This is a genomic window from Acinetobacter higginsii, from assembly GCF_000369845.1.
GTDB lineage: Bacteria > Pseudomonadota > Gammaproteobacteria > Pseudomonadales > Moraxellaceae > Acinetobacter > Acinetobacter higginsii.
This window is the reverse complement of sequence record NZ_KB850215.1, coordinates 439,101-465,791: the sequence shown is the minus strand read 5'-3', so window position 1 is coordinate 465,791 and position 26,691 is coordinate 439,101. Positions and strand designations below refer to the sequence as shown.

Here is a 26,691-nt window from a genome sequence, read left to right as displayed (position 1 = left end):
ACAAATTCAAATGACAATGGTTAGGATAAAATGATTCATGCGTCACGATAATGATGTATTGATTATCTTAATATGTATTTATAGCGGCTAAAAATACGATTTTTAACGATAAAATCTACCAAATACGCTATATTTTGTCAGAAAATAACATACCGTTTCATGTAAGAATATCGCAGAATGTCGTGTTCATCATGACTCGATGTCAGGATTATTATTTAGGAGTTTGTAATGTCCAAGACTGGATTTGGTCAAATGTATCGCCAACTTTCGAGTAAGTTACTTGACCTTGTGGTAACCCCACATGTTCTTGGTGAAGTTCCTACAGAATCCACCACAACAGAGCAAAACACAACCGATTCAAATAAGTTAGTTTGCTATGTTTTACAAAATTATTCACGTAGTAATGCATTGGTGGTTGATGGTGAAACCCGTCGTCTCAATTTAAAACCAGCCTTAGACCCATTGAGTTTTGGGAGCTATCAAGAAAAAAATTCAGTCTTGTTTTTACATCATAACGAAAACAATTTTTTTAATACTCAAACTTTCCCACCTCGCTTGTTACAACTGGTTGAAGCCTTAGAACAACAAACTGATATTGATATTCAGCTTGTACCTGTGACCGTACTTTGGGGCCGTTCGCCAGACAAAGAAGACTCTTGGTTCAAATTATTATTTTCAGATACTTGGGCAACACCAGGGACAGTTAAACAACTGATGAATATTGGCTTGCATGGTCGCCAGTCTTATTTAGAGTTCCATGAGCCTCAATCTTTGCGTGAGTTGGTAGATTATGCCAAGACCAACCATCCAAATATCTCGCCTGCAACCTATATTGCAAGTTCTTTAGATACCTATTTAGATCAACAACGTGAAGTGGTGCTTGGTCCTGACTTATCAGACCGTCGCAATGTGATGCAATCGGTAGTGAAGTCAGCTGAGGTACAAGATGCCATTCGTCGTGAAAGTATTCAGCATAAAATCAGTATGCTCGAAGCTGAACGTCGTGCCATTGGCTATGTCAATGAAATCGTGTCTGACTATTCGGCATCTGCAGTACGTTTTGCCGATATGGCCTTAACCCGTTTATGGACACAGCTTTATGACGGCGTAGAGGTACATAATTTCAGTACCGTACGTGAGCTCGCAAAAGACTACGAAATCGTTTACACCCCATGTCACCGTAGCCATATCGACTATTTACTATTGTCTTATGTGATTTATAAACGTGGCTTGATGATTCCGTATATTGCCGCAGGTGATAACCTCAATCTACCATTTGTGGGTCAGTTATTACGTGGTGGTGGTGCATTCTTTATTCGCCGTTCTTTCCGCGGCAATGCACTTTATACTTCTGTATTTAAAGAATATTTATACAGCATTTTATCGCGCAATACGCCCATCGAATACTTTATTGAAGGTGGTCGCTCACGTACAGGTCGCTTACTCCCACCTAAAACTGGGATGCTAGCGATGACCATTCAAGGTCATTTACGTGGTCCTGCAAAGCCGATCGTCTTTGTACCGACCTATATTGGTTATGAGCGCCTGATGGAAGGCTCAACCTATGTTGGCGAAATGCAAGGTCAACCGAAAGAAGCGGAATCCATTTTTGGTATCGTGAAAACCTTACGTAAAATTGAACGTATCTTCGGTAAAGTGCATGTCAACTTTGGCGAACCTGTATTTCTGAATGATATTTTAAAACAACAAGGTGCAGAGAATATTCAGGCGGATACCGCAAGCACCACAGAGATTTCCAATGTCGTTGCAAGCTCAGCCAATCTGATTTTAGAAAACATCAACCGCGCTGTCGTCATCAACCCTGTGTCATTACTGTCGTTAATTCTATTGGCAACACCAAAGCACACTTTAGATGAAGAAATCTGTGCTAAACAGCTTGATATCTACCGTGACTTGGCAACACAACGACCATATGATGAGCGCACGCAAGTGACCTCATTGTCAGGTAAAGAGATTATTGCTTATGGTCTCAAACTCAAGTTAATCAAACGTGTACAACATGTGTTAGGCGATATTATTGCGATTGAAGATAATCAAGCGATATTGCTGACTTACTTCCGCAACAATATTTTGCATGCCTTTGTATTACCGTCATTGGTGGCTTCGCTGGTTGAGCACAATGGTAAAATTCACAAGAATGATTTAAGTAATGTGATCCGTACCTTGTATCCGTTCTTAAAAGCTGAATTATTCATGAAATGGGAAGCTGCTGATCTACAAAAGCAGATTGATAATTATATCGATGCCTTGGTTCAGATTGGTTTGATTTTCCAAGATCATGACGGCAATTTATTCAGTCCAACGCCAAATAGTGAAGAACATCAAAAGCTTGTCACTTTAGCTCTACCAGTAAAGCAAAGTTTAGAACGCTATTACATGACACTGGCACTGATTACTCAGCGCGGTTCAGGCAACATTTCAACCAAGCAAGTTGAAGAGCTGAGTCACCTCTTAGGTCAACGCTTATCTGTGCTGTATGAATTCAACTCACCAGAATTCTTTGATAAAGCCTTATTCCAAAGCTTTATTAAGGTCCTCACTCAACAAAATTATATTCGTAATAATGAGCAAGGTTTCATTGAATATGATGATAACTTCAGTGAAATGGCCGCAGGTGCACAGTTGGTCTTAGATGAGACAACGCTACAAATGTTGCAGCACATCACTACATTTAGTGATGAGGAATTGGCTGAAGCATTAGAGGCTATGGCATCTCAACAAGCCAAACGCCGCTTAAAACGCAAAAAAGCTTAAAAGCAGAATAAATCCTCCCCAACCCTCCTTTTTCAAAGGAGGGGGTTTCAGAAATCTAAAATCATCTGAGATTCTCAATAATTCCCCTCTTTTTAAAGAGGTGTTAGGGGAGACTTTAAATCAGTCATCACAGAATTATTATTCACTGATCAATATTACAAACTTCGGTTGCCTTTTTTAATACGCTAACGACACTCTAAATACTTCGGATCATCCAAACATCTAAGGCGTTTAATCAGCGAAACAAAATACGCATCATAATAACCAGAGTCGACATAACGATTCCGAATTTTGACCACCATCGCGTCATAGCCCTGTTTCTCATAACCAGAGATATCAGCCCAGTAATAGGCTGGTAAATGATTTTCCCATTGAATGGCTTGTGCAGCAAGCACATTGCTGTTGCGTACAAACCAAGATCGTATTTGATGACCAAAGCCTGCTGGGTAGACTTGTGGTCGAATCACGATATTCATCGCAAAATATGCCATAGGAAAGTTAACGACCTGCGTGTCTGCACCAAACTCTTTTTTCAAGTTATACGGCAATATCCCATAGGCAGGTGCAGCCAAAATATCAATTTTTTTCTGTTTGAAGGATTCCACCGCATTGGAAAAATCGACATAGACAGGTTTAGCACCTACACTTTGCACCAAGGCTTGCTGTGGTGGATTATTCTCCAAAATACCAATAGTTTTATTTTTTAATTGAGACACCTTATTGATCTGTTGCGTATTCATGATCATATAAGCTGTACCGATCGGGATCATACCCAGCATTTCATAATCTGCCCCGACCATACGCTTTTCCACATTGCTATTATTTAAAAGCTGTAAAAAGACTCTGGCAACACGATTATTGGGAATCAAACCAATCCCCCCCGTTGTCCCCATAAAACGATTATAGCGATAGGTATTAAAGTTGGATGCCACCAAGCCTGAACATTTACGTTGGTCAAAAGCTTGTATCGCCTCATTTTCATTCTTAAAAGTTTGAAAATTTAATTGAACTTGATTCTGTAGCGCATACAAACGGATATCTTGTAGACGACGACTGATATCACCCTTTGTACTTAAAGGATCAAATACGCACCAAGATTGCTCAACAGCCCAGCTAGTGGTTGTGATCAACCCGAATAAGATCATGCAAATTATTTTTCTCATGTATCACCTTTACGCCTCGCCGCAAACCCATGTGCTTAATTTAGGCGGTTCCTTTCAGGAATCTATTGGTATTTATAATTCAAAATACATACCAACTCTTTAAACTTTCTTTACAGTCTAATCTAATTATTTTTCATTACTATGTACCAATAAAGCCGCTGCATAGTCATTAAAGCAAATCAAATGGTCAAATTTAAAATCAATCTCAACTAATCGTGTCGCGTAAATTCGCTTGCCAGTGTGTTGTTCTGATACTAGTTTTAAGGGTTTTACATGAAGTTGCTGTTGAAACCACCATAATATTTCGTGCATTGGTAGTGGTGTATTATTGCTAATGATATAACTTGCTTCAACTTTAGCTAAATTAACTAATAGCGCTAAAAACTTTGCTAAATCATCAATATGAATGCGATTACTAAAATGGATTGCGGGATAAGTTAGACTCTGTTCTGCCATTTTTTTGAGCCGGGCGATTGAAGTCCCGTAAATACCAGTCGGGCGAACAATAATACTCTGCTGCGGATAATGCGCTTGCCAAAGTAATTCCATCTCCCGAAGAATGCGCCCTTGCTCATCAGCAGGCTGTATCAGCGATTCATCATCAATTCGCTCTCCTGCATTTTCGCCATACACCCGAGTCGAGGACACCACGACAATACGTTTTACGGGATGTCCTTTGAGTGCGTTAACAATGGGCAGTACACTGTCGAGATAGGTTTGCTGATAGGCCGCTATACCACTCTGTGCAGGGGCCAATATCACATACACCATATCAACAGGTGGCAGTTTACTTAAATCCAGCTGATGAATATCCTGAATATAATGCGTCGCGTAACAATCTGTTTTTTCACTGCGACTAATTGTGCTAATGTGGTGACCTTGCTCAAATAAGTGTTTAGCGACACGCTGAGATGTTTTACCATAACCAATAAATAAAATATGCATACACACCTTTGAGCAGAGATGACATCAGTTCAGCAATTACAAGGCGTTGGTGCTGCCGCAGCGACCCTCTTAGAAAAGCTTCATATTTTTAGCACGGATGATTTGTTATTCCATCTTCCCCGTGACTATGAAGATCGTAGCACTATTATTCCAATGAATCAGCTGATCGTTGGACGAAGTTACTTGCTTGAAGGTGAAGTCCGTTCTGTCGATTTCCCTCCAGGAAAAAAGAAATCCCTCGCAGCTCTGCTACAAGATGATTTTGGCAAGGTAACCTTGCGCTTTTACCATATTTATAAAGCTCTGACTGATCGCATCCAAATGGGGCAACGATTACGGATTTTTGGTGAAGTTCGCGTTGGTGCACGGGGTTTGGAGTTGTATCATCCTGAAATTCAAGTAATCCAGCAACATACTGCTTTACCCAAGACACAACTCACTGCGATTTACCCCAGCACTGAAGGTTTAACTCAACCCAAGCTGCGTGAATACGTCCGCCAAGCCTTGCAGCATCATAGTGATGACTTACCTGAATTACTGCCCAGCAAATACAGCAATGGCTATGAGCTTAAACAAGCGCTCCATTACATCCACGAGCCGCCGCTTAATGCCAATATGCTGCAACTCAATCAAGGTTCGCATCCTGCACAACAACGCCTGATTTTTGAAGAACTGGTTGCCCACCAAATCAGTTTACTCACCCGACGTGCCTATATTCGGCAAATTTCTGCACCTCGCTTTAGCAGCAGTAAAGTGCTGGCAAAGAAGCTCTTGGAAGGCTTGCCCTTCCAAATGACCAATGCACAAAAGCGGGTGTCCAAAGAAATTTTACAAGATCTGAAACAAGATCAGCCGATGTTACGCTTGGTTCAAGGCGATGTCGGTGCAGGCAAAACCTTGGTAGCAGCAGTAGCAGCCTGTCATGCGCTAGAAGCGGATTGGCAAGTGGCGCTTATGGCACCGACTGAGATTTTAGCTGAACAGCATTATTTAAACTTTAAACGCTGGTTTGAGCCTTTAGGTATTCAAGTCGCATGGCTGTCAGGCAAACAAAAAGGCAAAGCCCGAACCCAAGCTGAACAACAGATTAAAGAAGGTCATGCCCAACTAATTGTGGGTACCCATGCCTTGTTCCAAGATACCGTGGGATTCTCCAAACTCGGCTTGGTCATTATCGATGAGCAGCATCGTTTTGGCGTCGACCAGCGTCTTGCCTTAAGAAATAAAGGTGCCGATCAATTTACCCCGCATCAATTGGTCATGACCGCAACACCGATTCCTCGTACTTTAGCCATGAGCGCATATGGGGATTTAGACACCTCGATTATTGATGAGTTACCCCCTGGGCGAACCCCGATTCAAACCGTAACCATTCCCCTAGAGCGTCGTGAACAGGTATTGCAACGCATCGCCAGCAATTGTCGTGAAGGTAAACAAGCTTATTGGGTCTGTACTTTGGTAGAGCAATCCGAAACGCTAGATGCGCAAGCGGCTGAAGCCACCTATCAAGAAATTAAAGAACGCTTTCCAGACATCAACATTGGTTTGGTTCACGGCAAAATGAAGGCCGATGAAAAACAAGCGGTGATGCAAGCGTTTAAAGACAATCAATCCCAACTGTTAATTGCCACCACCGTGATTGAAGTCGGGGTCGATGTCCCTAATGCGTCGATCATGGTGATTGAAAATGCCGAGCGCTTGGGCCTTTCCCAATTACATCAATTACGTGGACGGGTTGGGCGTGGTGCAACCGCCAGTTTTTGTGCACTACTGTATAAAACCCCATTATCGCAGAATGGGCAGGAACGGCTTTCGATTTTACGCGAGAGCAATGATGGCTTTGTGATCGCAGAAAAGGATTTGGAAATTCGAGGTCCGGGAGAATTACTCGGCACCAAACAAACCGGAGATATTGGCTTTCGCGTGGCACGTTTAGAACGTGATGATCATTTGCTTACTCAAGCACATTATGTGGCAGAGCAAATTCTAAAGGACTATCCACAACATGCCGAAGGACTACTCAAGCGCTGGCTGCCTGAGGCCCCAAGATATGCCTATGTTTAAACGACTTGGCACATCAGCACAGCAGCTTTTTGATTATTTTACGCCTTGTAATCTTTGTGATATCGGCATGAAGCGTCAGTTTGGTGTATGCCACAGTTGCTGGCAACAACTGCCTTGGTTGAAGCAAAGCATTGAACGTAACCAGCAACAAGTCTTGGTTGCTTGCCATTATCAATATCCAATTGATCGCTTGATTCAACAATTCAAATACGAGCAGAAACTGCATCATCAGAGAATATTAGATGGCCTGCTATTACAACTCAGACTTCCTAAAGTACATGCGATTGTACCGATGCCTATTTCGATTGATCGCCTAACAGAACGTGGTTTTAATCAAGCCCTGCTATTGGCCAAGACACTAAGCGCTCACCTGAATGTTCCCGTGTGGCAGCCAGTACAACGCTTGGCTCAACACTCACAAAAAGGCTTGTCACGCTTAGAGCGTATGGAAGATATTGAGCAACAATTTGTGGCAGCACCGCCTAACTCAATTCGTTATCGCAAAGTCCTTATTCTCGATGATGTCCTGACCACAGGCAGTTCAATTCGTGCTTTATCTAAGGTACTGACCCAACTCGGCTGCCAACAAATCTATAGTGCCTGCATAGCAGCCGCACAAGTACAACAAACTAATTCATTTGATTTTGCTGACACCACGGAATCACAATTTCTTTCGTTAAGGGCGCAAGTAAAGTAAATTGATCATCTAAATCAATCCATTTCATTTCTGCGATTTCGGCTGCAATTTGCGGTGGCTGTTTTAATTCAACGGCATACACATAACTTACCAAAACATGATCGGGTTCATTGGCTGCAGCTGTTTCGAAACGACCAATGAATTGTTTCAGCTCACATTCACAACCAATTTCCTCCAAAATCTCACGTTGCATCGTGATTTCAGGTGCTTCATCCATTTCCAATTTGCCGCCCACTTGCATAAATGCATGTGTGTTTTGCTTGCGTACTAATAACAATTGATTTTGTTCATTCAAAATCACGGCAGCCGCGACGGTGATAATTTTCACTCATTGATCCTCAAGCCTGAATTTCAGCAGTCGACATCCATTTCGGTGTCGCTGGCTGATAATTTGAAAATGCCGTAAGAATATCCTCAATTTGTTCCGCCACAATCAACTTATCGACAAAACGTTCCTGACTAAAGCCGCGCTCAACAGAGCCCTGAATCATCTGGATCAAACCATCATAGAAGCCGTCAACATTTAAAAATGCGCATGGTTTCTGATGGATTCCTAACTGACTCCAGGTCCATTGCTCAAAAATTTCTTCCAGTGTTCCAGCACCACCCGGTAAAGCCACAAAGGCATCGGATAGCTCAGCCATTTTAGTTTTACGCTCATGCATATTTTTAACGATATGCAATTCAGTTAAGCCCGTATGTGCTAGTTCTCGATCGACCAAAGCATCGGGAATCACCCCGATAACTCGCCCACCTGCCTGTAATGCACTATTGGCGACCACTCCCATTAGACCAGAACGGCCACCACCGTAAACCAAGGTTTGACCTTGTGCCGCAATTGCCTGACCCGTTGCCTGCGCCATTTGCTGATAAATGGGATCATTACCGAGAGAAGAACCACAGAAAACACATATAGAATTCATACAATTAAAACCGTTTTATATAACTGTCATGCTGATAAAGTAGGCTATGTAACAAGATTTTTGAGAAAATAACGTTTAGGCAAGTGTTTTTCGTTTCATCCTTGTCTAAAATACACCCTGCTTTTCGGTAAACGACCGAAAACATTACACCGACTGCGCGAGGAAAAAAGACATGCTTGAAGCCTTTTATGCCACAGAGCGCGGTAGTCTAGAAGATGCAACCATCAACGGAGGTTTCGATCTCCACCCCGAACTGGTCTGGATTGATCTCATCGCCCCTTCCCAAGAAGAACAACAATGGGTTCTGGATGCGTATGACCGAAACTTACCGACCCTAAAGTCGCTTGAAGATATTTCCTCATCTGCACGATTTTACCGTGATGATGATGGAATTTTGCATATCAGTACCTATTTTTTAACAAAGAATAAAAACTTTCAAGTCGATGGTGATACTGACGACTCCTTACCCATGTTAGCAATGGTACAAACGGTTGCATTTATTTTGCATAAAGATCGCTTATTTACCATGCGTGGTGAAAAGTTGGTTGCCTTCCGTGCCTTTCGTGCCCGCGCGCGTCGTAATGACTATGATATGGATTATAAAGATCCCACATGGATATTGCTTGGCCTACTTGAAGCGAAACTAGATGAGCTTGCGGATATCTTGGAAGATATCCACAAGGACTTAGAACGATATTCCACGGAAGTTCTGAATAATCATCATCGCGAGAAAATTTTAGACCTTGATGACATGATTACGCGCTTAGCCCAGCAAGAAGATATGCTGGGAAAGGCGCAGCTGTGTTTAATTGATTTACGTCGTGTCTTGACCTTTTTAGCACGTCCACGTGCATTAGGCAGTCACATTTATGATGCCGACATTCGCGAGTTGAGTGAAGACGTTCGCTCTCTAGTCGAACATGATGCATTCTTATTCCAAAAAGTAAGATTCTTACTGGATACCACTTCTGGATTCATTAATACTGAGCAGAACGACACGATTCGTCGATTCTCGATTTTACCCAGTATGCTTGCGCCCCCAATGCTGATCGCGAGTATTTATGGGATGAACACCGATGTGCTACCCTTTGCGCATGGCAGCCTCAGTTTTTGGATTGTGATTGGTATTCTGATGGCCTTCCTCGTCTTGCCAATGTTTTACTTCCGTTGGAAAAAATGGATTTAATAAAAAAGCACCTGACGGTGCTTTTTTATTTCGACAAGATTTTGATCAAATTAATTTTAAATCATCTTGTAAATGGCAAGCTTGGATGATTTTCAACATCTTCTCAGACACATTTTTAAAGTGCAGACCTTTATTTTCAGGGGTTTGACGCAACCATTGCACCAACACCGCCAAAGATAAAGTATTGCCTTGTTCAAGCTGGGCCAAATCAACAACCAAAGGAAAATTCTGATGTTGCTGAATATGCTTTAAACCAGCCTGATAGATCTGTTCTGCATTTTCAAAATTAATTGTCTTCGACACAATTAATTGCTGATCAATATATTGAATCACCCGTCACCTACTTATTTTTTGCTAACAGCAGCATCTGCATCTGGTTTAAATGTTGCAATCGCTTTATTGATGTCACCACCATTACGTTGAACCGTTGCCGCAAACTGATTACGGAATTGCAAACCAAGGTCAATACCAGACACATTGATATTACGTACCTTCCATTGATCACCTTTGTCGGTTAACTGGAACGATACTGGAATTTTTTCACCATTGTGCAAGAAGTCTAAAGTAACCACAGGGTTTTTACTGTTGGTCGATTTAAACGGACGCATCGTGTAGCTTTCGTTGGTATATTTAGCGAAAGCACCACCATAGTTCTCAATAATGACCGCACGGAAGTTTTGTTCAAACTGAGCACGTTGAGCAGCATTGGTGTATTGGTTATTCGCATACGTCCCTAACACAATACGGGTAAATGCTTGTGAGTCCACATATGGGTCAAGATTCTGACGAATAATCGTTCTGACCAGAGCTGGATTATTCTGTAATTTTGCATTATCTGCTTTTAAACGAGTAATCAAGCCATCAGCTACGCGCTTAACAAAATCAGGTGGGGTCTCTGTTGGTGCTGCAAATGCTGCACTTGCAAGCATTGTTGATAATACGCTTGCTGTTAGAGTTTGTTTCAATAATGTGTTCACTTCAATCTCCTAACCTGAATTACTCAACAAAAGAGGGTTCTGCTTCAGTCGCCGCTGGCTTTGAAGCTGGACTTTCTGTCGCTGTTGAGCTCGATGTGGCTTTACCAGCACCACCAGTAATAAACTTACTGATTAAATCTTCTAAATCCATTGTACCTTGGGTATTTGAAACTACATCACCACGTTTTAAGTAGTTCACACCACCACCTGGGACAACTTTCAAATATTTCTCACCCAATAGACCATTGGTTGCAACCATAATATAAGCATCTTCATCAAGGCTGGTGATGGAGGTCATGTTAGCAATAAGTTGCTGTTCCATTTCTTTTTGTTTCGCAGCATCAGCTTGTTGATAATCAGCGCTATAGCGCAATTCTTCAAGTGCATTCTTTTGCACTTCTTTCAGTTGCTCTGGGCTAAAACTGGTCAACTTACCATCTAAATCAAATTTTACAGTTGCCAAACGTGTCACTGGATCAAGGGTAATCGATTCAACACGGCCAATGGTTACACCACTCATGGTGACTTTCGCGCGTGCTTTTAAACCGTTTACGTTATCAAACTGCGCTGTCATGCTGTAGCTATCACGTAAATTAGTACCGACTAAACCACTGACTTTCATCGCAAGAAAAAATAGAGCGATACCGAAGATAATGACAAAAATACCTACGGCCAGCTCACTAGTACGTGATTTCATTAAATCCCTCCGAACATGACCGCAGTCAACACGAAATCAAAACCTAATACACAAAGTGAAGAATATACGACCGTTCTGGTCATTGCAGTCGCGATACCTTCTGGCGTCGGATCACAAGCATAACCTTGATAGACCGCTACCCATGTACAAATTAAAGCAAATACAATACTTTTGACGATGGTGCCGTTAAAAACATCATGCCAGAATTGTACGCTACTTTGCATACCGCCCCAGAATGAGCCTTCATCCGCACCCAAGAAATCAACACCCACCATCTTGCCACCAATAATACCAATGGTTGCAAAGATCACAGTCAGCATCGGAAGACTGACAATTCCCGCCCATAAACGTGGCGACACGATTTGTCTGAGCGGATCAACTCCGATCATTTCCATGCTGGCAAGTTGTTCACTTTGTTTCATGGAACCAATTTCAGCAGTTAATGCTGAACCGGCACGACCTGCGAAGAGCAATGCAGCAACCACGGAAGCCAATTCACGCAATAGTGTCAATGAAATCGCAGTACCTAGCATTGCCTCACTACCAAAGGTGACCAGAATGCTATACATCTGCAAACCAAGAACAGCACCAATAAACAAGCCAGAAACAGCGATAATCAGCAGGGACATCACCCCGACACGATACATTTGGTAAATAAAGCGCTGAAATCCACCTTTCGATGGCATGGAAAATAAAACTTGCAGAAGCATCAGTGCCGCAGCACCAATCCCCTTTATCCGCTCAATAACGAGTCTACCTAACCAGGCAATCGCATTCATGGACGAACCTCGTTATCTAAATATGCTTGGTGAGTAAATTGATATTCGACAGGTCCCTCAATCGAACCTGTTAAAAACTGGCGTACAAATGGTGATGCATGATTTTTTAATTGTTCAGGCGAACCTTCACCCTGAATTTTGCCTTCAGCAACCACATAAATATAATCAGCAATCGATAAGGTTTCTGCAACATCATGCGAGACGATAATCGTGGTTAAATCTAAAGCATCACGCAAAGAACGGATTAAGCGGGTTAAAACCCCCATCACGATCGGATCTTGGCCTGCAAATGGCTCATCGTACATAATCAATTCAGGGTCTAACGCAATCGCACGTGCCAAAGCAACACGACGGTTCATCCCGCCTGAAAGCTCTGATGGCATTAACTGCTCAGCTCCACGCAAACCCACAGATTCGAGTTTTAACGCAACTAACTCTGCAATAATATGTTCAGGTAATTTGGTATGTGCGCGGATGGGAAAAGCGACATTTTCATAGGTCGACATATCGGTAAATAATGCACCGCTCTGGAATAGCATTCCCATACGTGCACGTGCAGCGAATAATTCTTGACGCGACATTGTCGCAATATCTTTACCGTCGAGCAGCACTTCACCATGATCAGGAAGTAATTGGCCACCAATCAAACGTAATAAAGTCGTCTTACCCGTACCAGACGGTCCCATAATTGCAGTAATTTGACCACGTCGAATTTTAAGACTGATATCGTCATAAATGACGCGTTCTCCTCGATTAAAGCTCAAGTTTTTAACTTCAATTAAGGCTTCGGTATCGAGAGGAGATTTGTTATTCATAATGGCATTCATTCCTGCACTTTTTATGCACGCATACTATACACTGAAACATTAAACGCTTGTTTTTATTTTGATAACCGATGGTACGAAGATTATTTAATTTATGTAGTTATTCTTCGAATCAGTTTGGCTAGTGGTATGTTGAGAATTGACATTAAAAGCATCAGAGTGACTGGTATCAAAAAGTGCATAGGCAAAGAACAAGCCATTACAAAGCATCAGAATGACGAATAGACACGGCAGTCCTTCACTACACATGAAAGACCACATTTGACTCAAAAGACTTTTATTTTGCTTAACCCTATTCATTTCTTATATAAAATTTGAATTAGTACACATTTTTTAGATTTTACATGACTAACACAAAATAAAAAAGCCAGTTTTTCAACTGGCTTCTTGTTTTCATCGGTTTTTAACGATTAAAAATCGTTTTTGCGACGACGGTCACCACCGAAAGTTTCTTCACGTGTACCGCGTGCTGGGCTATCTTCACCAAACTTACGTTTTGGACGATCTTCACCACCGAAGCTGCGTTTTGGACGATCTTCACCACCGAAGCTACGCTTTGGACGGTCATCACCACCGAAGCTACGCTTACGGTCGCCAAAACCACCTTCACGTTGAGCAGGACGATCACCAAAATCACGTTTTGGACGGTCGCCGAAGCTACCTTCACGACGTGGTTTGTAATCTACACGATTGCCACGGTTGTCATCATTCGAATCAAAACGCGGTTTATCATTGAAACCACCTTCACGACGTGGGCGATCAGAGTTGAACTCGCGACGTGGACGGTCTTCACCACCAAAACTACGCTTTGGACGGTCTTCGAAACCACCTTCACGACGTGGACGATCAGAGTTGAACTCGCGGCGTGGACGGTCTTCAAAACCACCTTCACGGCGTGGGCGATCTGAATTGAATTCGCGGCGTGGACGGTCTTCGAAACCACCTTCACGGCGTGGACGATCTGAATTGAATTCGCGACGTGGACGATCTTCACCACCAAATGATGGACGTTCGCCACGAGGCTTGTCATCGAAGCTACGACGTGGACGGTCATCACCACCTTCACGGCGTTTGAAATTGCTTTCGCCTTCAAAACGACGACCACCGCCGAAACCGCCACGACCGCCATCACGGCCGCCACGACCACGACCACCGCCATCACGGCCACGACCACCACCATCACGACCTGAACGCGCAGGAGGTGGAGATGGCTCAAGACCTTCAATTTCAGATACATTTAAACGTGCATCTAAGTAATCTTCTAACGCACGGATTTTACCACGCTCGCGGTAAGTCGCTAAAGTAACGGCTTGACCTGTACGACCAGCACGACCTGTACGACCGATACGGTGTACATAGTCTTCGTTTTTCATCGGTAAACCGAAGTTAATTACGTGTGAAATTGTTGGTACGTCTAAACCACGTGCTGCAACATCAGTCGCAACTAAGATTTTTGCACGACCTTCACGAATGCTACGTAAACGACGGTTACGAACGGTTTGTGGCATTGCACCGTGCAACGCAACAACTGAGTGACCAGCTTCAGCTAATTCTTCAGCAAGCATATCTGTATCTTCTTGCGTGCTTGCGAATACAACAGCTTGATCTACTGATTCGTCAGACAACCAATGCGTAAGTAATTTTTTCTTGTGTTCGAAACCATCAGTCCAATGCAATGTTTGCGTTACATCAGTATTGGTACTGTGACCAGTTTCAATTGCAATACGTTGTGGATCATTCATCATGCGTTCAGCAAGACGGATAATACGATCCGCAAATGTTGCAGAGAACATTAATGTTTGTTTACGGTTTGCTGCTAATTCACCAATTGCCTCTAGATCTTCAGAGAAACCTAGATCAAGCATACGGTCAGCTTCATCAACAATTAATGATTCAACTTTATCAAGTTTAATTTGACGACGGTTTACAAGATCAAGTAAACGACCTGGAGTCGCAACGACAACTTGTGCACCTTTAAGCTGTTGAATTTGCTTACCAAAAGGCATACCACCCATGATTGCAGCAATACGAACACCTTTCATGTGACGTACAAATGCAATTGCGTCTTGGCTCACTTGTTGAGCCAATTCACGCGTAGGAGAAATAACTAAAATTGTAGGCTGAGTGACTGCTTTCATACGGTCTTTAAAAGAAACAAATGCTTCTTCGCCCGCTAACGCATTTAACGTAGGTAATAAAAATGCGGCAGTTTTACCTGAACCAGTTTGGCTCGAAACTAATAAATCTTTCCCTTCTAATGCAGCGGGAATTGCTTGTTCTTGCACAGGAGTTGGTGTAGTAAAACCTAAACCTTCAAGCGCTTGTTGTAAGGTTTCGTGTAAAGAAAATTCGGCAAAAGTTTTGCTCATAGAGAGTTTCACCCTAATGGGTGCTCCATTTTAATAAATGCTAAAAAATAGACATCGGCAACAAGCGGCAAAGCGACTCAAGCTGAAAAATAGATGAAGTTCAGCGGCGATCCGAATAACGACGATGTGGACTTAACGCACGCTTGATTACTGCTTCAACCTGAAGAATCGCTAAGCGATTTGGGCGCAAGATGTGGTCCTCTCTACGGACAGCGTGCGCTAATAATGAATAGAACTGAATGTTCAGGTAATGAACTGGAATTTAAGTGCGTGGGCGGATTATAGCAGAATAATTTTAAAAGTCACCCTTTTTAATAGGTTTTTCTATTTCATCCTCTTTATTATTTGTATCCAGACGATAATAACGACCTCAAAACAACATATTTAAAATAATTTATATTTCAATATAAACATAATTATCAGCAAGTTGAAAACTTATTATGCCTTACTCTTTGGTTAACATTCTTATTGTACAGTTAAACTAAGATTGATAGATCCCTGCTTTACTTTATTAAGAGTATCCAGTATTTGTTTCACATTTGCAGCAACTTGATCAGGAATCTGATCCGTCAAAAGTACCCGACACTTCAAATTCGAATAAAGCTGAAATCGCTGCCTAATCTTTAATTCTTCTTTTGCTCGAACAGGATTCAAGTAAGCTCGATTCATTTGCCTTGCTACAATTTCTTGAACACATGTTTCCAATGCGAGTGAAGGTAACATTAAAAAAGTAAAAATATGGCTCTCTATTTCATCTTTGATTTTCATATAGTCTTGTTGAATATCATGGGGATAGGCCATAAATCCAGAGGAACATACAATGATCATTATTTTATTCAAATCGTATTTTATTTGAAGCTGCATAAAAAGCTGAATGTTACGCGCTGCATATTCTTTTTAACCATGTTGAATAATGTACTGAGTAATATCTCCTTCACTTTGCATAAAATATTCATCTAAATCATAGTAGTCAAAACCAAACTCCGCCGAGAGCAACTTGGCTGCAGCAGTCTTACCAGCACCACCTGGACCAATAAAATAGATAAGCAATTGATTTTACCTTATTTCGAATAACGCATAAAAAAGCCCTCAAATATTGAGGGCTTTTTTAGAATTCGGCAAATTATTTTGCAGCATCGCCCCAAGCAGGAACTACGGTTTGCATCAATGGCTTTAACATCTTGAGTGAACAAGCAATAACTTGACCATTATCCAATGAATCATTGCCACCACGAGCATCAACAATAACACCGCCCGCTTCTTTCACAATCAACTCACCTGCAGCGATATCCCATGGCTTTAAACCAAGCTCAAAGAAACCATCAAAACGACCTGCAGCAACATAAGCCAAATCAAGTGCAGCTGAACCACCACGACGGATTTGTGCGCCAGATTTAGTCACTGCCAATAATGAAGCAAAATGTTGTTCAGCATAAGAAACGATTTCGCCATTACGCTTTGCACGGTATGGATGACCAACAGCAAGGAAAGTGTTTTCTAAGCTTTCTTTTACATTGACACGGATACGGCGTTGGTTCATCACTGCACCGCGACCGCGGCTTGCAGAGAATAATTCATCACGCACAGGATCATAGATCACACCGTGTTGAGTAACACCTTTGTGCTGTACAGCAATAGAAATACAAAAATGTGGGAAACCATTAATAAAGTTTTGTGTGCCATCTAAAGGATCAATCACCCAGCACCAATCTGCATCGTGACCTTTACCTTCTTGCATACCAAACTCTTCGCCAAGGAAGCTGTGGTTTTTATAACTTTTACGGAGGGTATCAATTGTAAGTTGTTCCAAGTAACGATCGACACGCGTTACTGGACCATCGATGCCTTTTTCTTCAACTTGCAAATCGAGTTTATGACGATTTTGATGTGCCTTTAAAAGCTCTTGACCAACTGTTTGAGCCGCACGCGCAGCCATAACCACCATAGGTTCCATTGAACACCCACTACAAATTTGAAGATTTTGACAAAGAATAATGCATAAAAGCGCGTATATTCTAGCAAATATAAGCGCTTTTAGGGGAAAAATGTTGCGAAAAATTATTTTCGCTTTTACATGAGCTTATAGATTAAAACCAAGCCTGCTCAATTGAAGTTAAAATTCCCTGACTATCTAAACCACAATCTTGCAACATTTGCTGATGCGTTGCCTGATGTAAGAAGCTATCTGGCAAACCAATATTCAAAATTGGCTTAAGAATCTTCGCATGTGCTAAGAACTCATTCACAGCACTCCCCGCACCAGCCATCACGGCATGTTCTTCTACCGTTACAAACAGTTGGGTCTTTGGAGCCAAATCACGAAGCATTTGCTCATCTAAAGGCTTCACAAAGCGCATATTCACCACACGCACACCCATCGAGTGTTTGTTCGCAAATTGCTGAGCGGCTTCTACCGATGCTGCAACACGACTACCAAAAGCAAGGACACTGATCTGCTGTTCAGCATCCATATTAAATTCAGCAACGATTTCAGCTTTACCAATTTCCATCGCTGTCATTTGCTGTTGAATCTCAACGCCTGTACCCACCCCACGTGGATAGCGCACTGCCGTTGGCCCTTTGTAGAGATAAGCGGTATGCAGCATTTGGCGGCATTCGTTTTCGTCTTTCGGTGCCATGATCACCATGTTAGGTACGGTACGCATATAGGCGTAATCATAAGCACCAGCATGGGTTGGGCCATCTTCACCCACTAAACCAGCTCGATCAATACCAAAGGTGACATCCAGATTTTGCAAGGCAACATCATGAATCAATTGATCATAACCACGTTGCAAGAAAGTTGAATAAATCGCAACAACAGGTTTAAGACCTTCACATGCCATACCTGCAGCTAAAGTCACTGCATGCTGTTCTGCAATGGCAACATCAAAGAAACGCTCAGGATATTGCTGCGCAAATTGAACCATGCCAGAGCCTTCACACATCGCTGGGGTAATCGCGAGTAAACGATCATCTTGCGCTGCTTCATCACATAACCATTGCCCAAAGACATCTGAGTACTTAGGAGGCGATTTTTTTACGGGTGCTGCTGCTGGAGCAATCTTGGTAATGGCATGATAGGTAATCGGATCGGCTTCCGCTGGCGCAAATCCTTTCCCTTTTTTCGTATAAATATGAACCAGACGTGGACCTTTACGCTTTTTAAGCGCATGGAAAACTTGCGCCAACTGATCCACATCATGACCATCAAATGGCCCAAAATAATCAAAACCAATTGCTTTAAATAAATTATCAGCTGCATCTGTCGCAGATTGGTGTAAACGAGAGTTATATGTCCACTTCGGATGCGGTTGAACATAGGCTTCGCCTTGTTCATTTACATTGACCAATTGACCTGTTTCCCAAATCGCGGCCAAGTGTTTCGCAAAACCACCTGTACTACAAGAGATCGACATATCATTGTCATTTAAGACGACGATCAAGTCTGCATCATGCGCAACCGCATCATTCATGGCTTCAAAAGCCATGCCCGCTGTCATTGCACCATCGCCCACAATTGCCACAACATCGCACGGATCGTTCTGATAACGACGCGCTAAGGCCATACCCAGACCTGCCGAAATTGCAGTCGAAGAATGTCCAACACCAAAGGTATCAAACTCAGATTCTTCACGCGCTGGAAATGCAGCTAAACCATCTTTACTACGAATCGTGGTAATTCGATCACGACGACCTGTCAGCACTTTATGAGGATAAGCTTGATGGCCCACATCCCACACTAAACGGTCATCTGGTGTATTAAAGCAATAATGCAGCGCAACAGTCAGTTCGACTACACCTAAATTTGCACCAAAGTGACCGCCACTTTGCCCTGCTGCATACAAAATATATTGACGTAACTCATCTGCAACTTGTACAAGTTGGCTTTGCTCGAGCTGACGTAATTGTTGCGGATGATCAATTCCATCTAACAATGGCGTAACAGGGCGTTGAGTTGGAATTTCGGTATACAACATAATGTGGCAAAGCCTTTTTAAGCCTGGCAAGTCCGAAGCTGGGTTTTAAATGGGGGCAATCATACAATTAAATACGATCTACCTTCAATCAGCCACACGTGCGAATGATGTAGTGCTGAACATTCTCATGCAAATTTTAAAGAATGACCCTTAGATTATCCTGAATTATGTCACTGTTTATCAACCATTATTGTGTGCTTTGTATGAAAAAGAAAAAGTTATGTGAAAAATCAGAAATTCCAGTTCACGCAATCTTCAAACATTAGGCTATACTCGAACTGTTTTTATTATCATAGTGAGCTCTCTGTGCCGATTGAATTTATTGCAACATCAAAGCTCCCCACCGCTTTTGGTGACTTCAATATTTCCGTGTTTCAAGACCCTGCAACAGGTGAAGAACATGTGGCGCTATCTAAAGGTTTAGAAACAGCTCCAGACCAGCCTGTACTCGTGCGCATCCATTCAGAATGCTTAACAGGCGATGCTTTCGCTTCACTCAAATGTGATTGTGGACCGCAACTACAAGCCACACAAAGCTTGATCAATGAAGCTGGTCAAGGCGTGATTCTTTATCTTCGTCAAGAAGGCCGTGGTATCGGTTTAACCAATAAAATTCGTGCTTATGCCTTGCAAGATCAAGGACATGATACGGTTGATGCGAACCTGTTATTGAACTTGCCTGCTGATGCGCGTCGATATGATATGTGCAGCATTATGTTGGATCACCTTCAGATTAAAGAAGTGAAACTACTGACCAATAACCCGCTTAAATTAAAAGCCTTGACTGATCTCGGCATCAATGTGGTTGAGCGTGTTCCATTAACGGTAGGTCGCAATCCTTTCAATGAACAATATTTAAAAACCAAACGTGAGCGTATGGATCATCTCTATAAAAAAGATGACTTTTAATTCATTTTTCAAAACGTTTAAAAATAAATCAGTTAAAGGGTTTTTATTGTAAAAAATAAAAAACCCTTACTTTTTTTATGGGTTTTATGTTTTGATATAAGCAATCCCTAGATCACTTTCAGAGGATCATCATGCAGCATCCAACTTCAGTTGATATTCAACGTGTTCGCGAATTTTTACTCGATCTACAGGCACGGATTTGTGCAGGACTAGAGCAACAGGAACGTGCAGGCGGTGGTACCGCGGAATTTATCATTGATGATTGGCAACGAGCCGAAGGTGGCGGCGGTCGCTCTCGTGTTTTGCAAAATGGTGAAGTGATTGAAAAAGGTGGGGTCATGTTCTCCCACATCAATATCAGTAAACTTCCTGCCTCTGCGACGGAACGTCATCCACAAATTGCTGGGGCGAAAGCACAGGCACTGGGCGTGTCTTTGGTAATTCATCCGAAAAATCCAAATATCCCAACCTCACATGCCAATGTTCGCCTATTTGTGGCTGAGCCTGAAGGTCAAGATCCAGTGTGGTGGTTTGGTGGTGGTTTTGACTTAACCCCATTTTATCCAGATGAGCAAGATGTTCAAAACTGGCATCAAACCGCGTATGACTTATGTCAGCCTTTTGGCGAAAATGTCTATGCTGAACACAAACAATGGTGTGATGATTATTTCTACCTAAAGCATCGTGATGAACAACGTGGTGTCGGTGGTTTATTCTTTGATGATTTAAATCAGTGGGACTTTGAAACCTGCTTTAAATATATCCAAGCAGTGGGCAATGGCTATTTAGCAGCGATCTTGCCGATTTTTGAAAAGCACCGTGAGCAGCCGTATACCGAAGCGCAGCGTGAATTCCAACTGTATCGTCGTGGTCGTTATGTTGAATATAACTTGGTTTATGACCGCGGTACCTTGTTTGGCTTACAAACTGGTGGTCGTATCGAATCAATCTTGGTGAGTTTGCCAAATCTTGCAGGTTGGTCGTATCGCCCTGAGTGGGATGAGGACTCAGCAGAGAAACGTCTCACTGATTATTATCTAAAACCTAGAGATTGGTTAGGTTTGAATGCCTAACTATCTAAAAGCCAAAGCAACCATCTGCTTTGGCTTTTTTCTTAATCTAAATGCATCCGATACTCAATAATCCCTGGCCTTTCTGCAATCCAGTCATAGAGTTTCTGTGCCGTATGATTCGTTTCCTGTGTATGCCAGTATAAGCGATCACACTGATGTTCCCTCGCTTGTTGCTGCACATATTCGATTAATTGCTTTCCGATCAACTGCCCCCTTTGTGCTGGTGAAACAAATAAATCTTCTAAATAACAATAGTTATTTTTCGCCCAAGTTGAACGATGAATAACGTAATGTACAAAACCTAAAAGCTGATCTCCTTGTTTTGCAACTGCACAATAGACAGGCTCAGTTTGGTCAAAAAAACGTTGCCATGTGGTTTGTGTGACGGCAATAGATAGTTCCACCTTGTAAAAATTCTGATAGGCCAGCCAAAAGGGTATCCACTGTTGATAGTCATCTTGTTGCACAGGAATCACTTGGATGTCTCGATGCTGCATGAAGTTTTCCTCAAATTTTATAGTCTTGGAAATGAGAGTTCGTAGTGTAGTTTTGATTGTGGATGGTTTATAAGGTACAGTTTTGATCTATTTGACAGTACCAGTTTACTCGAAATGAAAAGTTCATCTGTTGCTCATTTCCCCCATCTCGTCTTAGCACAAGGCAACATTAAAGACGCCTTATATACGGCCTTACATACGGCCATTCTAGATGGCAGGCTGCATGCTGGAGCAAAGCTTCCTTCAAGTCGTGCTTTAGCAGAAATGATGTCCATCTCTCGTAATTCCGTTTTAGCAGCATTAGAGCGCTTATTAGATGAAGGTTATCTCATCACCAAACCGAGTTCTGGAACCTATGTCAGTGCAGTCATCCCCGACCAATTCATTCAAGCACAAGCTCAACCTACCATTCATTCTTCAATAACAGCTCAAAACTTAGATATTAATCAAGATCTGGCACAACATCTTAAAACTTGGCAATTACAACAAGCATCACAAGAAAAAAGAGTGTTTCATGTAGGAGTCGGATGTGTTGATCTTTTCCCACACCGACTTTGGGGGAAACTCCTAGGCCGAGCTTGGCGGCAGTCATACCATCAATTGGGGCAAACGCATGACCCTCGTGGTTACTTGGCTCTACGACAGGCAATTTGCAACTATGTTCGTTCAACACGCGGCTTGAATTGCACAACACAACAAATTTTGATTGTGAACGGCACCCAACAAGCGATCCATTTAACCGCTTTCGCCTTATTGCAGAAGCAGGATCAGGTCTGCATGGATGAACCTGGTTATGATGCAGCTTTAGCAGTTTTTCAGAGTTTTGGGGCAAAAACACAACCTATTTTAAGTGATGATGAAGGGATGAATATTCCAGACATCATTCAAAATCATGCACAAAGTAAATTGATTTATACAACACCCTCACACCATTTTCCATTAGGCGGTACATTAAGTTTAAAGCGCCGTTTAATGCTGTTGGAGTGGGCTGCGCAACAGCAAAAATGGATTTTTGAAGATGACTATAATAGTGAGTTTCGTTACGGCTCTCGTGCTATTCAAGCCCTACAAGGATTAGATCATCAGCAACGTGTGATTTACTCAGGAACATTTTCCAAAATGATGTTCCCCGAGTTTCGCTTAGGCTTTATGGTGATACCAGAGGCATTAATCGAGCTATTTAGTCTTGCAAAGAAGCAAATCGACAGCCAATGTTCTTATTTAGAACAAGTTGCTTTAAGCCTTTTTATCCAAGAAGGCCATTACGCACGGCATGTTCGCAAAATTCGTAAAGCATGTTATGAACGTCAACAGGTCTTGATTCACGCGATCCAGACCTATCTTGCAGATATTTTAACGATTCAGCCTACAGACTCTGGCATTCATTTACTCTGTTGGTTAAATCCAGATTGGACGGAACAAGAATTTATTGCTTACTGCTTAAATGTTGATTTGGCGGTTCAACCCCTTTCTCGATATTGCCAAACTGATGCTTCCCAAAGCGCAGTCTTATTTGGTTATGCGGCGCATCAACCTGATGAAATTTGGCGCAATATCCAAAAGCTGGCTGAAGCCATCAAAGTATCCATGATCTGATTGCGATCAGATCAATAACTTTATACACTTCAGCTATTTTCTTCAGTTAATCGTCGCACAATGACCAAACAATTTGCTGTAATTGGAAATCCGATTGAACAATCCCGCTCACCTGAACTTCACCATGCATTCGCAGCAAAAACTGGGGTCGATCTACACTATAAAAAAATCCTTGCACCCTTAGATGGCTTTGAAAGTGTTGCCAAAGATTTCTTTGCACACAATGGTGTAGGTATGAATGTGACTGTACCGTTTAAAGAACAAGCCTTTGTTCTTTGCGACCAATTGACTGAACGCGCCAAGATCGCCAAAGCTGTCAATACGTTGTGGATGCAGGACGGCAAACTGTATGGCGATAATACCGATGGTCAAGGCTTAGTTGCAGCAATTCAGGCATTGGGCTGGGAACTAAAAGAGAGTCGTATTTTAATTTTAGGGGCTGGCGGTGCAACCCGCGGTGTCATCTACCCTTTGGTACAGGCAGGCGCAAAACTGATTATGATCGCTAATCGTACCCTTACCCGTGCTGAGCAACTCGTTGACGATTTAAAAGATGCTGTGCCGCACGCAGAACTTAAAGTAACAGGCTTAGACCAACTCGCTGGTGAGTTTGATGTTGTGATTAATGCGACATCTGCGAGCTTAACAGGTGATGTCCTACAACTGCCTGAAAGTTTAGTGTTCCATCACGCTTATGAAATGGCTTATGGCAAACCATCTAGCTTTCTAGATCAGGCCAAACAACGCCAAATTCCATCTACTGATGGTTTCGGTATGCTGGTCGGTCAAGCGATTGAAGCATTCTCGATCTGGAATGGGGTAAAACCAGAACTAAAAGACTTTTTATAATCGCCAAAGCCCAAAATAAAAAACCTGCACTTTGCAGGTTTTTTATTGGGATAAAGAAATTATTTAACTGTCAGCATCTTCTGATACACCTCTTTGAAAATCTCATAATCAATAAATTCGTTATGCTCGATTTTTAAAGACTGAATTGATTTTTCAGACAATTTATTCTTACGGGCATCCACATACACTTGCCCTAAGATATTTGCGGTTTGTCCAAGTAAGACTTTTTCCTCACTTGAAGCGCCATTCTCTTGTTCGAACTGGATTTGATATTGTTTGGCAAATAACTGCTGTGGCTGCTTATACTGCGCTTGTAGCTTTTTCCACGCTTGGCGATCTGTATCACCACGCATAGCATCCAATACAATACGATTCACTGCTTGACCCAATTTGTCATCAAACTGATCTTCATTTTCAAGATGATGTTTCTTCTGCAAAGCTTCTATGCTTTGCAGGGCTTTCCCTTTTGGATTATAAACCTCTTCATTGGCATACCAGTATGCATATACAGTGGCAATTTCTTGCAGCTCCTGGCTTGAAGAACGCTGTACAACCTGTGGTGTGCTTTCCGTTAGTTTGGCAATAAATACCGCTTTATAGGTTTGATCATAGGCATGCGTTGCATCATAGCGTTGTTCCGCAATGACTTTGAGTTGATCTTCCAAAGTCATGGTATATGGTTCTGCTGAACGTTCTTGAACCCCTGCTTGACCTAATTTCTCAGAGAAGCTATTCACTGCTTGTTCCAACATCGAGCCTTTGCTTGCTTCTGACCAACTCTTCGCGCGTTTCAATTGTGCCTGATCAATTGGGGTGGCTTTGCCATAATTTGAAATCAACATATCGGCTTTGACACTAAAACGTGACTTCAATTCAGATAAGCCATAGTTCAAATCATAATCGAGTTTAACCGCACGACCTTGGGCATCCAAGCCGACATCCATAACAAATGGATTGCGTTTTTCAACTGGTGGCAAAGCTTTTGCAATATCCGCTTGGTGCTTGATCCAAAGCGCTTTAAAGGCCTGATCATCAATAAATTGATTTTGATCATATGCAGCAAACTGTTTTTCGACCGCTTGTAATTTAGTGATATAACTCAAGAAACCAGATTCTGCTTTCTGCTCACCAAAGACATCAATGTCATACATACTTTGGCAATACTGCGCATCGCCATATGTGGTTTTTGGCGTATTTTGCAGGGCTGTACATTGCTCCTCGGTTAAACCTGCCTGCTCGTCTTCAGCGACTGTGGCATCGACCGTACTATCCGCAGCAGCCTCGGCATAGGCCTTCTGCGCTGCTTGTGTTACATCTTCCGCCGCATCTGCGCTCTCATCGGCATAATCTTCTTCGGCATCCTCCACACCAAAATGTTTATTCACCAACCGATACAGTTCTTGGCTAACCACACTGGCATCATCAGCCGAATCTTTTTTATCCAACAATGAAGCGGTTTTTCCTGATTTAGATGAACTTGCAGCATCAACTTCATTGGCAATCAGTTTTTCAAGATTCTCTTCTTTAATATTGAGAACACTTTGCATGAAGTATTTTTCATTGACTTTGCTATACAAATTCGCTTGTAAAATCAGCTCTTCAATCGAGCTTTTTAACCGAATCTTCTCGACCACACCGGCTGCTTGATCAGCAGAAGAAACTGGTAAGGCTTGAATGTTATTTTGATCTGCAAGACGATAATAGACGGCGCCAGAAGCTTTCACATATTCAGCAAATTTCTTGTAATCGACTTGCTTGAACATATCCTGATACTTGGAAAAATCTAAATACGCCAGATTATTTTGACTATCTTTATTGACCAAATACGGCATCAAAGCAAAGTAATTGATATAAAACTTATAGTTATTTAAATCTAATACCATCGGCACTTTAGCTTGAACCAATAAAGTTGGTTTTTCATAACGTGCGGTTAAATTAAATGAACCCATTTTCTGACGATAATGCACTGAACCATCATATTCAAATTGCATGTCATTCAGAACATTGGCCACGATTTGGGTGAACTTATCCACCTTGGTCTGACCATAGCTTTTTTGTTCTTGTGCAAGCGCAACATACAGCGCCTGTTTCTGTTTACTGTTTAAATTGACCTTTTGATCTCGTAAATATTGATCAACCTTTTGCTTGAGCGCTGCATCTAAAGGTGCATTGTCTGCTTTGGTATTTGTGTTATTTTGCTGTGGTTCAACATGAATATTAAATTTGCCACGGTAATCATAGCTTGGATATTCATACATCGCATTAATACTATTGATTGCCTTCTGTTCCAGATTGGTCGAAGCTGTATTGGTTTTAATGACATGTTGTGAACATGCCGAAAGACTCAGACCCATTAAGCATAAAGTTAAATATTTTATACGCATAGCT

At 42.1% G+C, this 26,691-nt stretch carries 22 protein-coding genes and 1 pseudogene; 8 read left to right on the top strand and 15 right to left on the bottom strand.

Annotated elements, in window-relative coordinates; all coding sequences use genetic code 11:
* Positions 1-228 precede the first annotated feature (228 nt).
* A complete protein-coding gene (gene plsB, locus F885_RS07465; RefSeq protein WP_005317967.1) occupies positions 229-2,775 on the top strand; it encodes a glycerol-3-phosphate 1-O-acyltransferase PlsB in 2,547 nt (848 codons plus the stop codon).
* A gap of 185 nt (positions 2,776-2,960) precedes the next feature.
* Here plsB and F885_RS07470 read toward each other — a convergent pair whose 3' ends face one another.
* Together F885_RS07470 and F885_RS07475 are read right to left on the bottom strand one after the other, a co-directional pair.
* Positions 2,961-3,938 (bottom strand): putative solute-binding protein, encoded by a 978-nt coding sequence (locus F885_RS07470; RefSeq protein WP_005317965.1) that lies wholly within the window; start codon positions 3,936-3,938, stop codon positions 2,961-2,963.
* Positions 3,939-4,064: 126 nt separating this feature from the next.
* The gene (locus tag F885_RS07475) at positions 4,065-4,883 is read right to left on the bottom strand and encodes an NAD-dependent epimerase/dehydratase family protein (protein ID WP_005317962.1); all 819 of its coding nucleotides are present in this window, start codon (positions 4,881-4,883) and stop codon (positions 4,065-4,067) included.
* A gap of 18 nt (positions 4,884-4,901) precedes the next feature.
* Here F885_RS07475 and recG point away from each other — a divergent pair, with 18 nt between their 5' ends.
* Entirely contained in the window at positions 4,902-6,947 is a 2,046-nt protein-coding gene (recG, locus tag F885_RS07480) for an ATP-dependent DNA helicase RecG (RefSeq protein ID WP_005317959.1), read from the top strand.
* The gene (locus tag F885_RS07485; RefSeq protein WP_032859477.1) at positions 6,940-7,644 is read left to right on the top strand and encodes a ComF family protein; all 705 of its coding nucleotides are present in this window, start codon (positions 6,940-6,942) and stop codon (positions 7,642-7,644) included. Before recG ends, F885_RS07485 begins: the two co-directional genes overlap by 8 nt.
* Here F885_RS07485 and F885_RS07490 read toward each other — a convergent pair.
* Positions 7,577-7,972, bottom strand: coding sequence for an NUDIX hydrolase (locus F885_RS07490; protein WP_005317953.1), 396 nt, complete (start codon positions 7,970-7,972; stop codon positions 7,577-7,579). The two genes, F885_RS07485 and F885_RS07490, sit on opposite strands and share 68 nt — an antisense overlap.
* A gap of 10 nt (positions 7,973-7,982) precedes the next feature.
* Entirely contained in the window at positions 7,983-8,567 is a 585-nt protein-coding gene (locus tag F885_RS07495) for an LOG family protein (protein WP_005317951.1), read from the bottom strand.
* Positions 8,568-8,739: 172 nt separating this feature from the next.
* Between F885_RS07495 and F885_RS07500 the strand changes: the two genes are divergently transcribed.
* Positions 8,740-9,753 (top strand): magnesium and cobalt transport protein CorA, encoded by a 1,014-nt coding sequence (locus F885_RS07500; protein WP_004657647.1) that lies wholly within the window; start codon positions 8,740-8,742, stop codon positions 9,751-9,753.
* Positions 9,754-9,798: 45 nt separating this feature from the next.
* Here the strand turns inward: F885_RS07500 and F885_RS07505 are convergent, their stop codons facing one another.
* From F885_RS07505 to dxs, 9 genes and pseudogenes are all read right to left on the bottom strand, one after another.
* Entirely contained in the window at positions 9,799-10,086 is a 288-nt protein-coding gene (locus F885_RS07505; protein WP_004657643.1) for an STAS domain-containing protein, read from the bottom strand.
* A gap of 11 nt (positions 10,087-10,097) precedes the next feature.
* The gene (locus F885_RS07510; protein ID WP_004804079.1) at positions 10,098-10,730 is read right to left on the bottom strand and encodes an MlaC/ttg2D family ABC transporter substrate-binding protein; all 633 of its coding nucleotides are present in this window, start codon (positions 10,728-10,730) and stop codon (positions 10,098-10,100) included.
* Between the two features lie 19 nt (positions 10,731-10,749).
* Positions 10,750-11,427 carry an outer membrane lipid asymmetry maintenance protein MlaD gene (gene mlaD, locus F885_RS07515; protein WP_004804077.1) on the bottom strand — a complete coding sequence of 226 codons (678 nt, stop codon included), beginning with the start codon at positions 11,425-11,427 and terminating at the stop codon, positions 10,750-10,752.
* Positions 11,427-12,206: a lipid asymmetry maintenance ABC transporter permease subunit MlaE gene (mlaE, locus tag F885_RS07520; protein ID WP_004804075.1), complete on the bottom strand. Its 780-nt coding sequence runs from the start codon at positions 12,204-12,206 to the stop codon at positions 11,427-11,429. The genes mlaD and mlaE overlap by 1 nt, the downstream gene beginning before the upstream one ends.
* Positions 12,203-13,021: an ABC transporter ATP-binding protein gene (locus F885_RS07525; RefSeq protein WP_004804074.1), complete on the bottom strand. Its 819-nt coding sequence runs from the start codon at positions 13,019-13,021 to the stop codon at positions 12,203-12,205. Before F885_RS07525 ends, mlaE begins: the two co-directional genes overlap by 4 nt.
* A 419-nt stretch (positions 13,022-13,440) precedes the next feature.
* Positions 13,441-15,399 carry a DEAD/DEAH box helicase gene (locus F885_RS07530; protein ID WP_005201239.1) on the bottom strand — a complete coding sequence of 653 codons (1,959 nt, stop codon included), beginning with the start codon at positions 15,397-15,399 and terminating at the stop codon, positions 13,441-13,443.
* A 465-nt stretch (positions 15,400-15,864) separates the two neighbouring features.
* Positions 15,865-16,449 (bottom strand): annotated as a pseudogene (locus tag F885_RS20905) (shikimate kinase).
* A 73-nt stretch (positions 16,450-16,522) separates the two neighbouring features.
* The gene (locus F885_RS07540) at positions 16,523-17,353 is read right to left on the bottom strand and encodes an inositol monophosphatase family protein (protein ID WP_005201241.1); all 831 of its coding nucleotides are present in this window, start codon (positions 17,351-17,353) and stop codon (positions 16,523-16,525) included.
* A gap of 133 nt (positions 17,354-17,486) precedes the next feature.
* Entirely contained in the window at positions 17,487-19,379 is a 1,893-nt protein-coding gene (dxs, locus tag F885_RS07545) for a 1-deoxy-D-xylulose-5-phosphate synthase (RefSeq protein WP_005317943.1), read from the bottom strand.
* 306 nt (positions 19,380-19,685) lie between these two features.
* On the opposite strand from dxs, the gene ribA reads away from it, so the two are divergent.
* A complete protein-coding gene (gene ribA, locus F885_RS07550; protein WP_004804065.1) occupies positions 19,686-20,288 on the top strand; it encodes a GTP cyclohydrolase II in 603 nt (200 codons plus the stop codon).
* 131 nt (positions 20,289-20,419) lie between these two features.
* Positions 20,420-21,361, top strand: a complete 942-nt coding sequence (gene hemF / locus F885_RS07555) for an oxygen-dependent coproporphyrinogen oxidase (protein WP_005317940.1) — start codon at positions 20,420-20,422, stop codon at positions 21,359-21,361.
* Between the two features lie 41 nt (positions 21,362-21,402).
* On the opposite strand, the gene F885_RS07560 is transcribed toward hemF, so the two are convergent.
* Positions 21,403-21,858 carry a GNAT family N-acetyltransferase gene (locus tag F885_RS07560; protein ID WP_005317938.1) on the bottom strand — a complete coding sequence of 152 codons (456 nt, stop codon included), beginning with the start codon at positions 21,856-21,858 and terminating at the stop codon, positions 21,403-21,405.
* 114 nt (positions 21,859-21,972) lie between these two features.
* On the opposite strand from F885_RS07560, the gene pdxR reads away from it, so the two are divergent.
* Both pdxR and aroE read left to right on the top strand, forming a co-directional pair.
* A complete protein-coding gene (gene pdxR, locus F885_RS07565) occupies positions 21,973-23,454 on the top strand; it encodes a MocR-like pyridoxine biosynthesis transcription factor PdxR (RefSeq protein WP_005317935.1) in 1,482 nt (493 codons plus the stop codon).
* Between the two features lie 60 nt (positions 23,455-23,514).
* Entirely contained in the window at positions 23,515-24,303 is a 789-nt protein-coding gene (aroE, locus tag F885_RS07570; RefSeq protein ID WP_005317933.1) for a shikimate dehydrogenase, read from the top strand.
* Between the two features lie 59 nt (positions 24,304-24,362).
* On the opposite strand, the gene F885_RS07575 is transcribed toward aroE, so the two are convergent.
* Positions 24,363-26,687 carry a hypothetical protein gene (locus F885_RS07575; protein WP_005317930.1) on the bottom strand — a complete coding sequence of 775 codons (2,325 nt, stop codon included), beginning with the start codon at positions 26,685-26,687 and terminating at the stop codon, positions 24,363-24,365.
* Positions 26,688-26,691 lie beyond the last annotated feature (4 nt).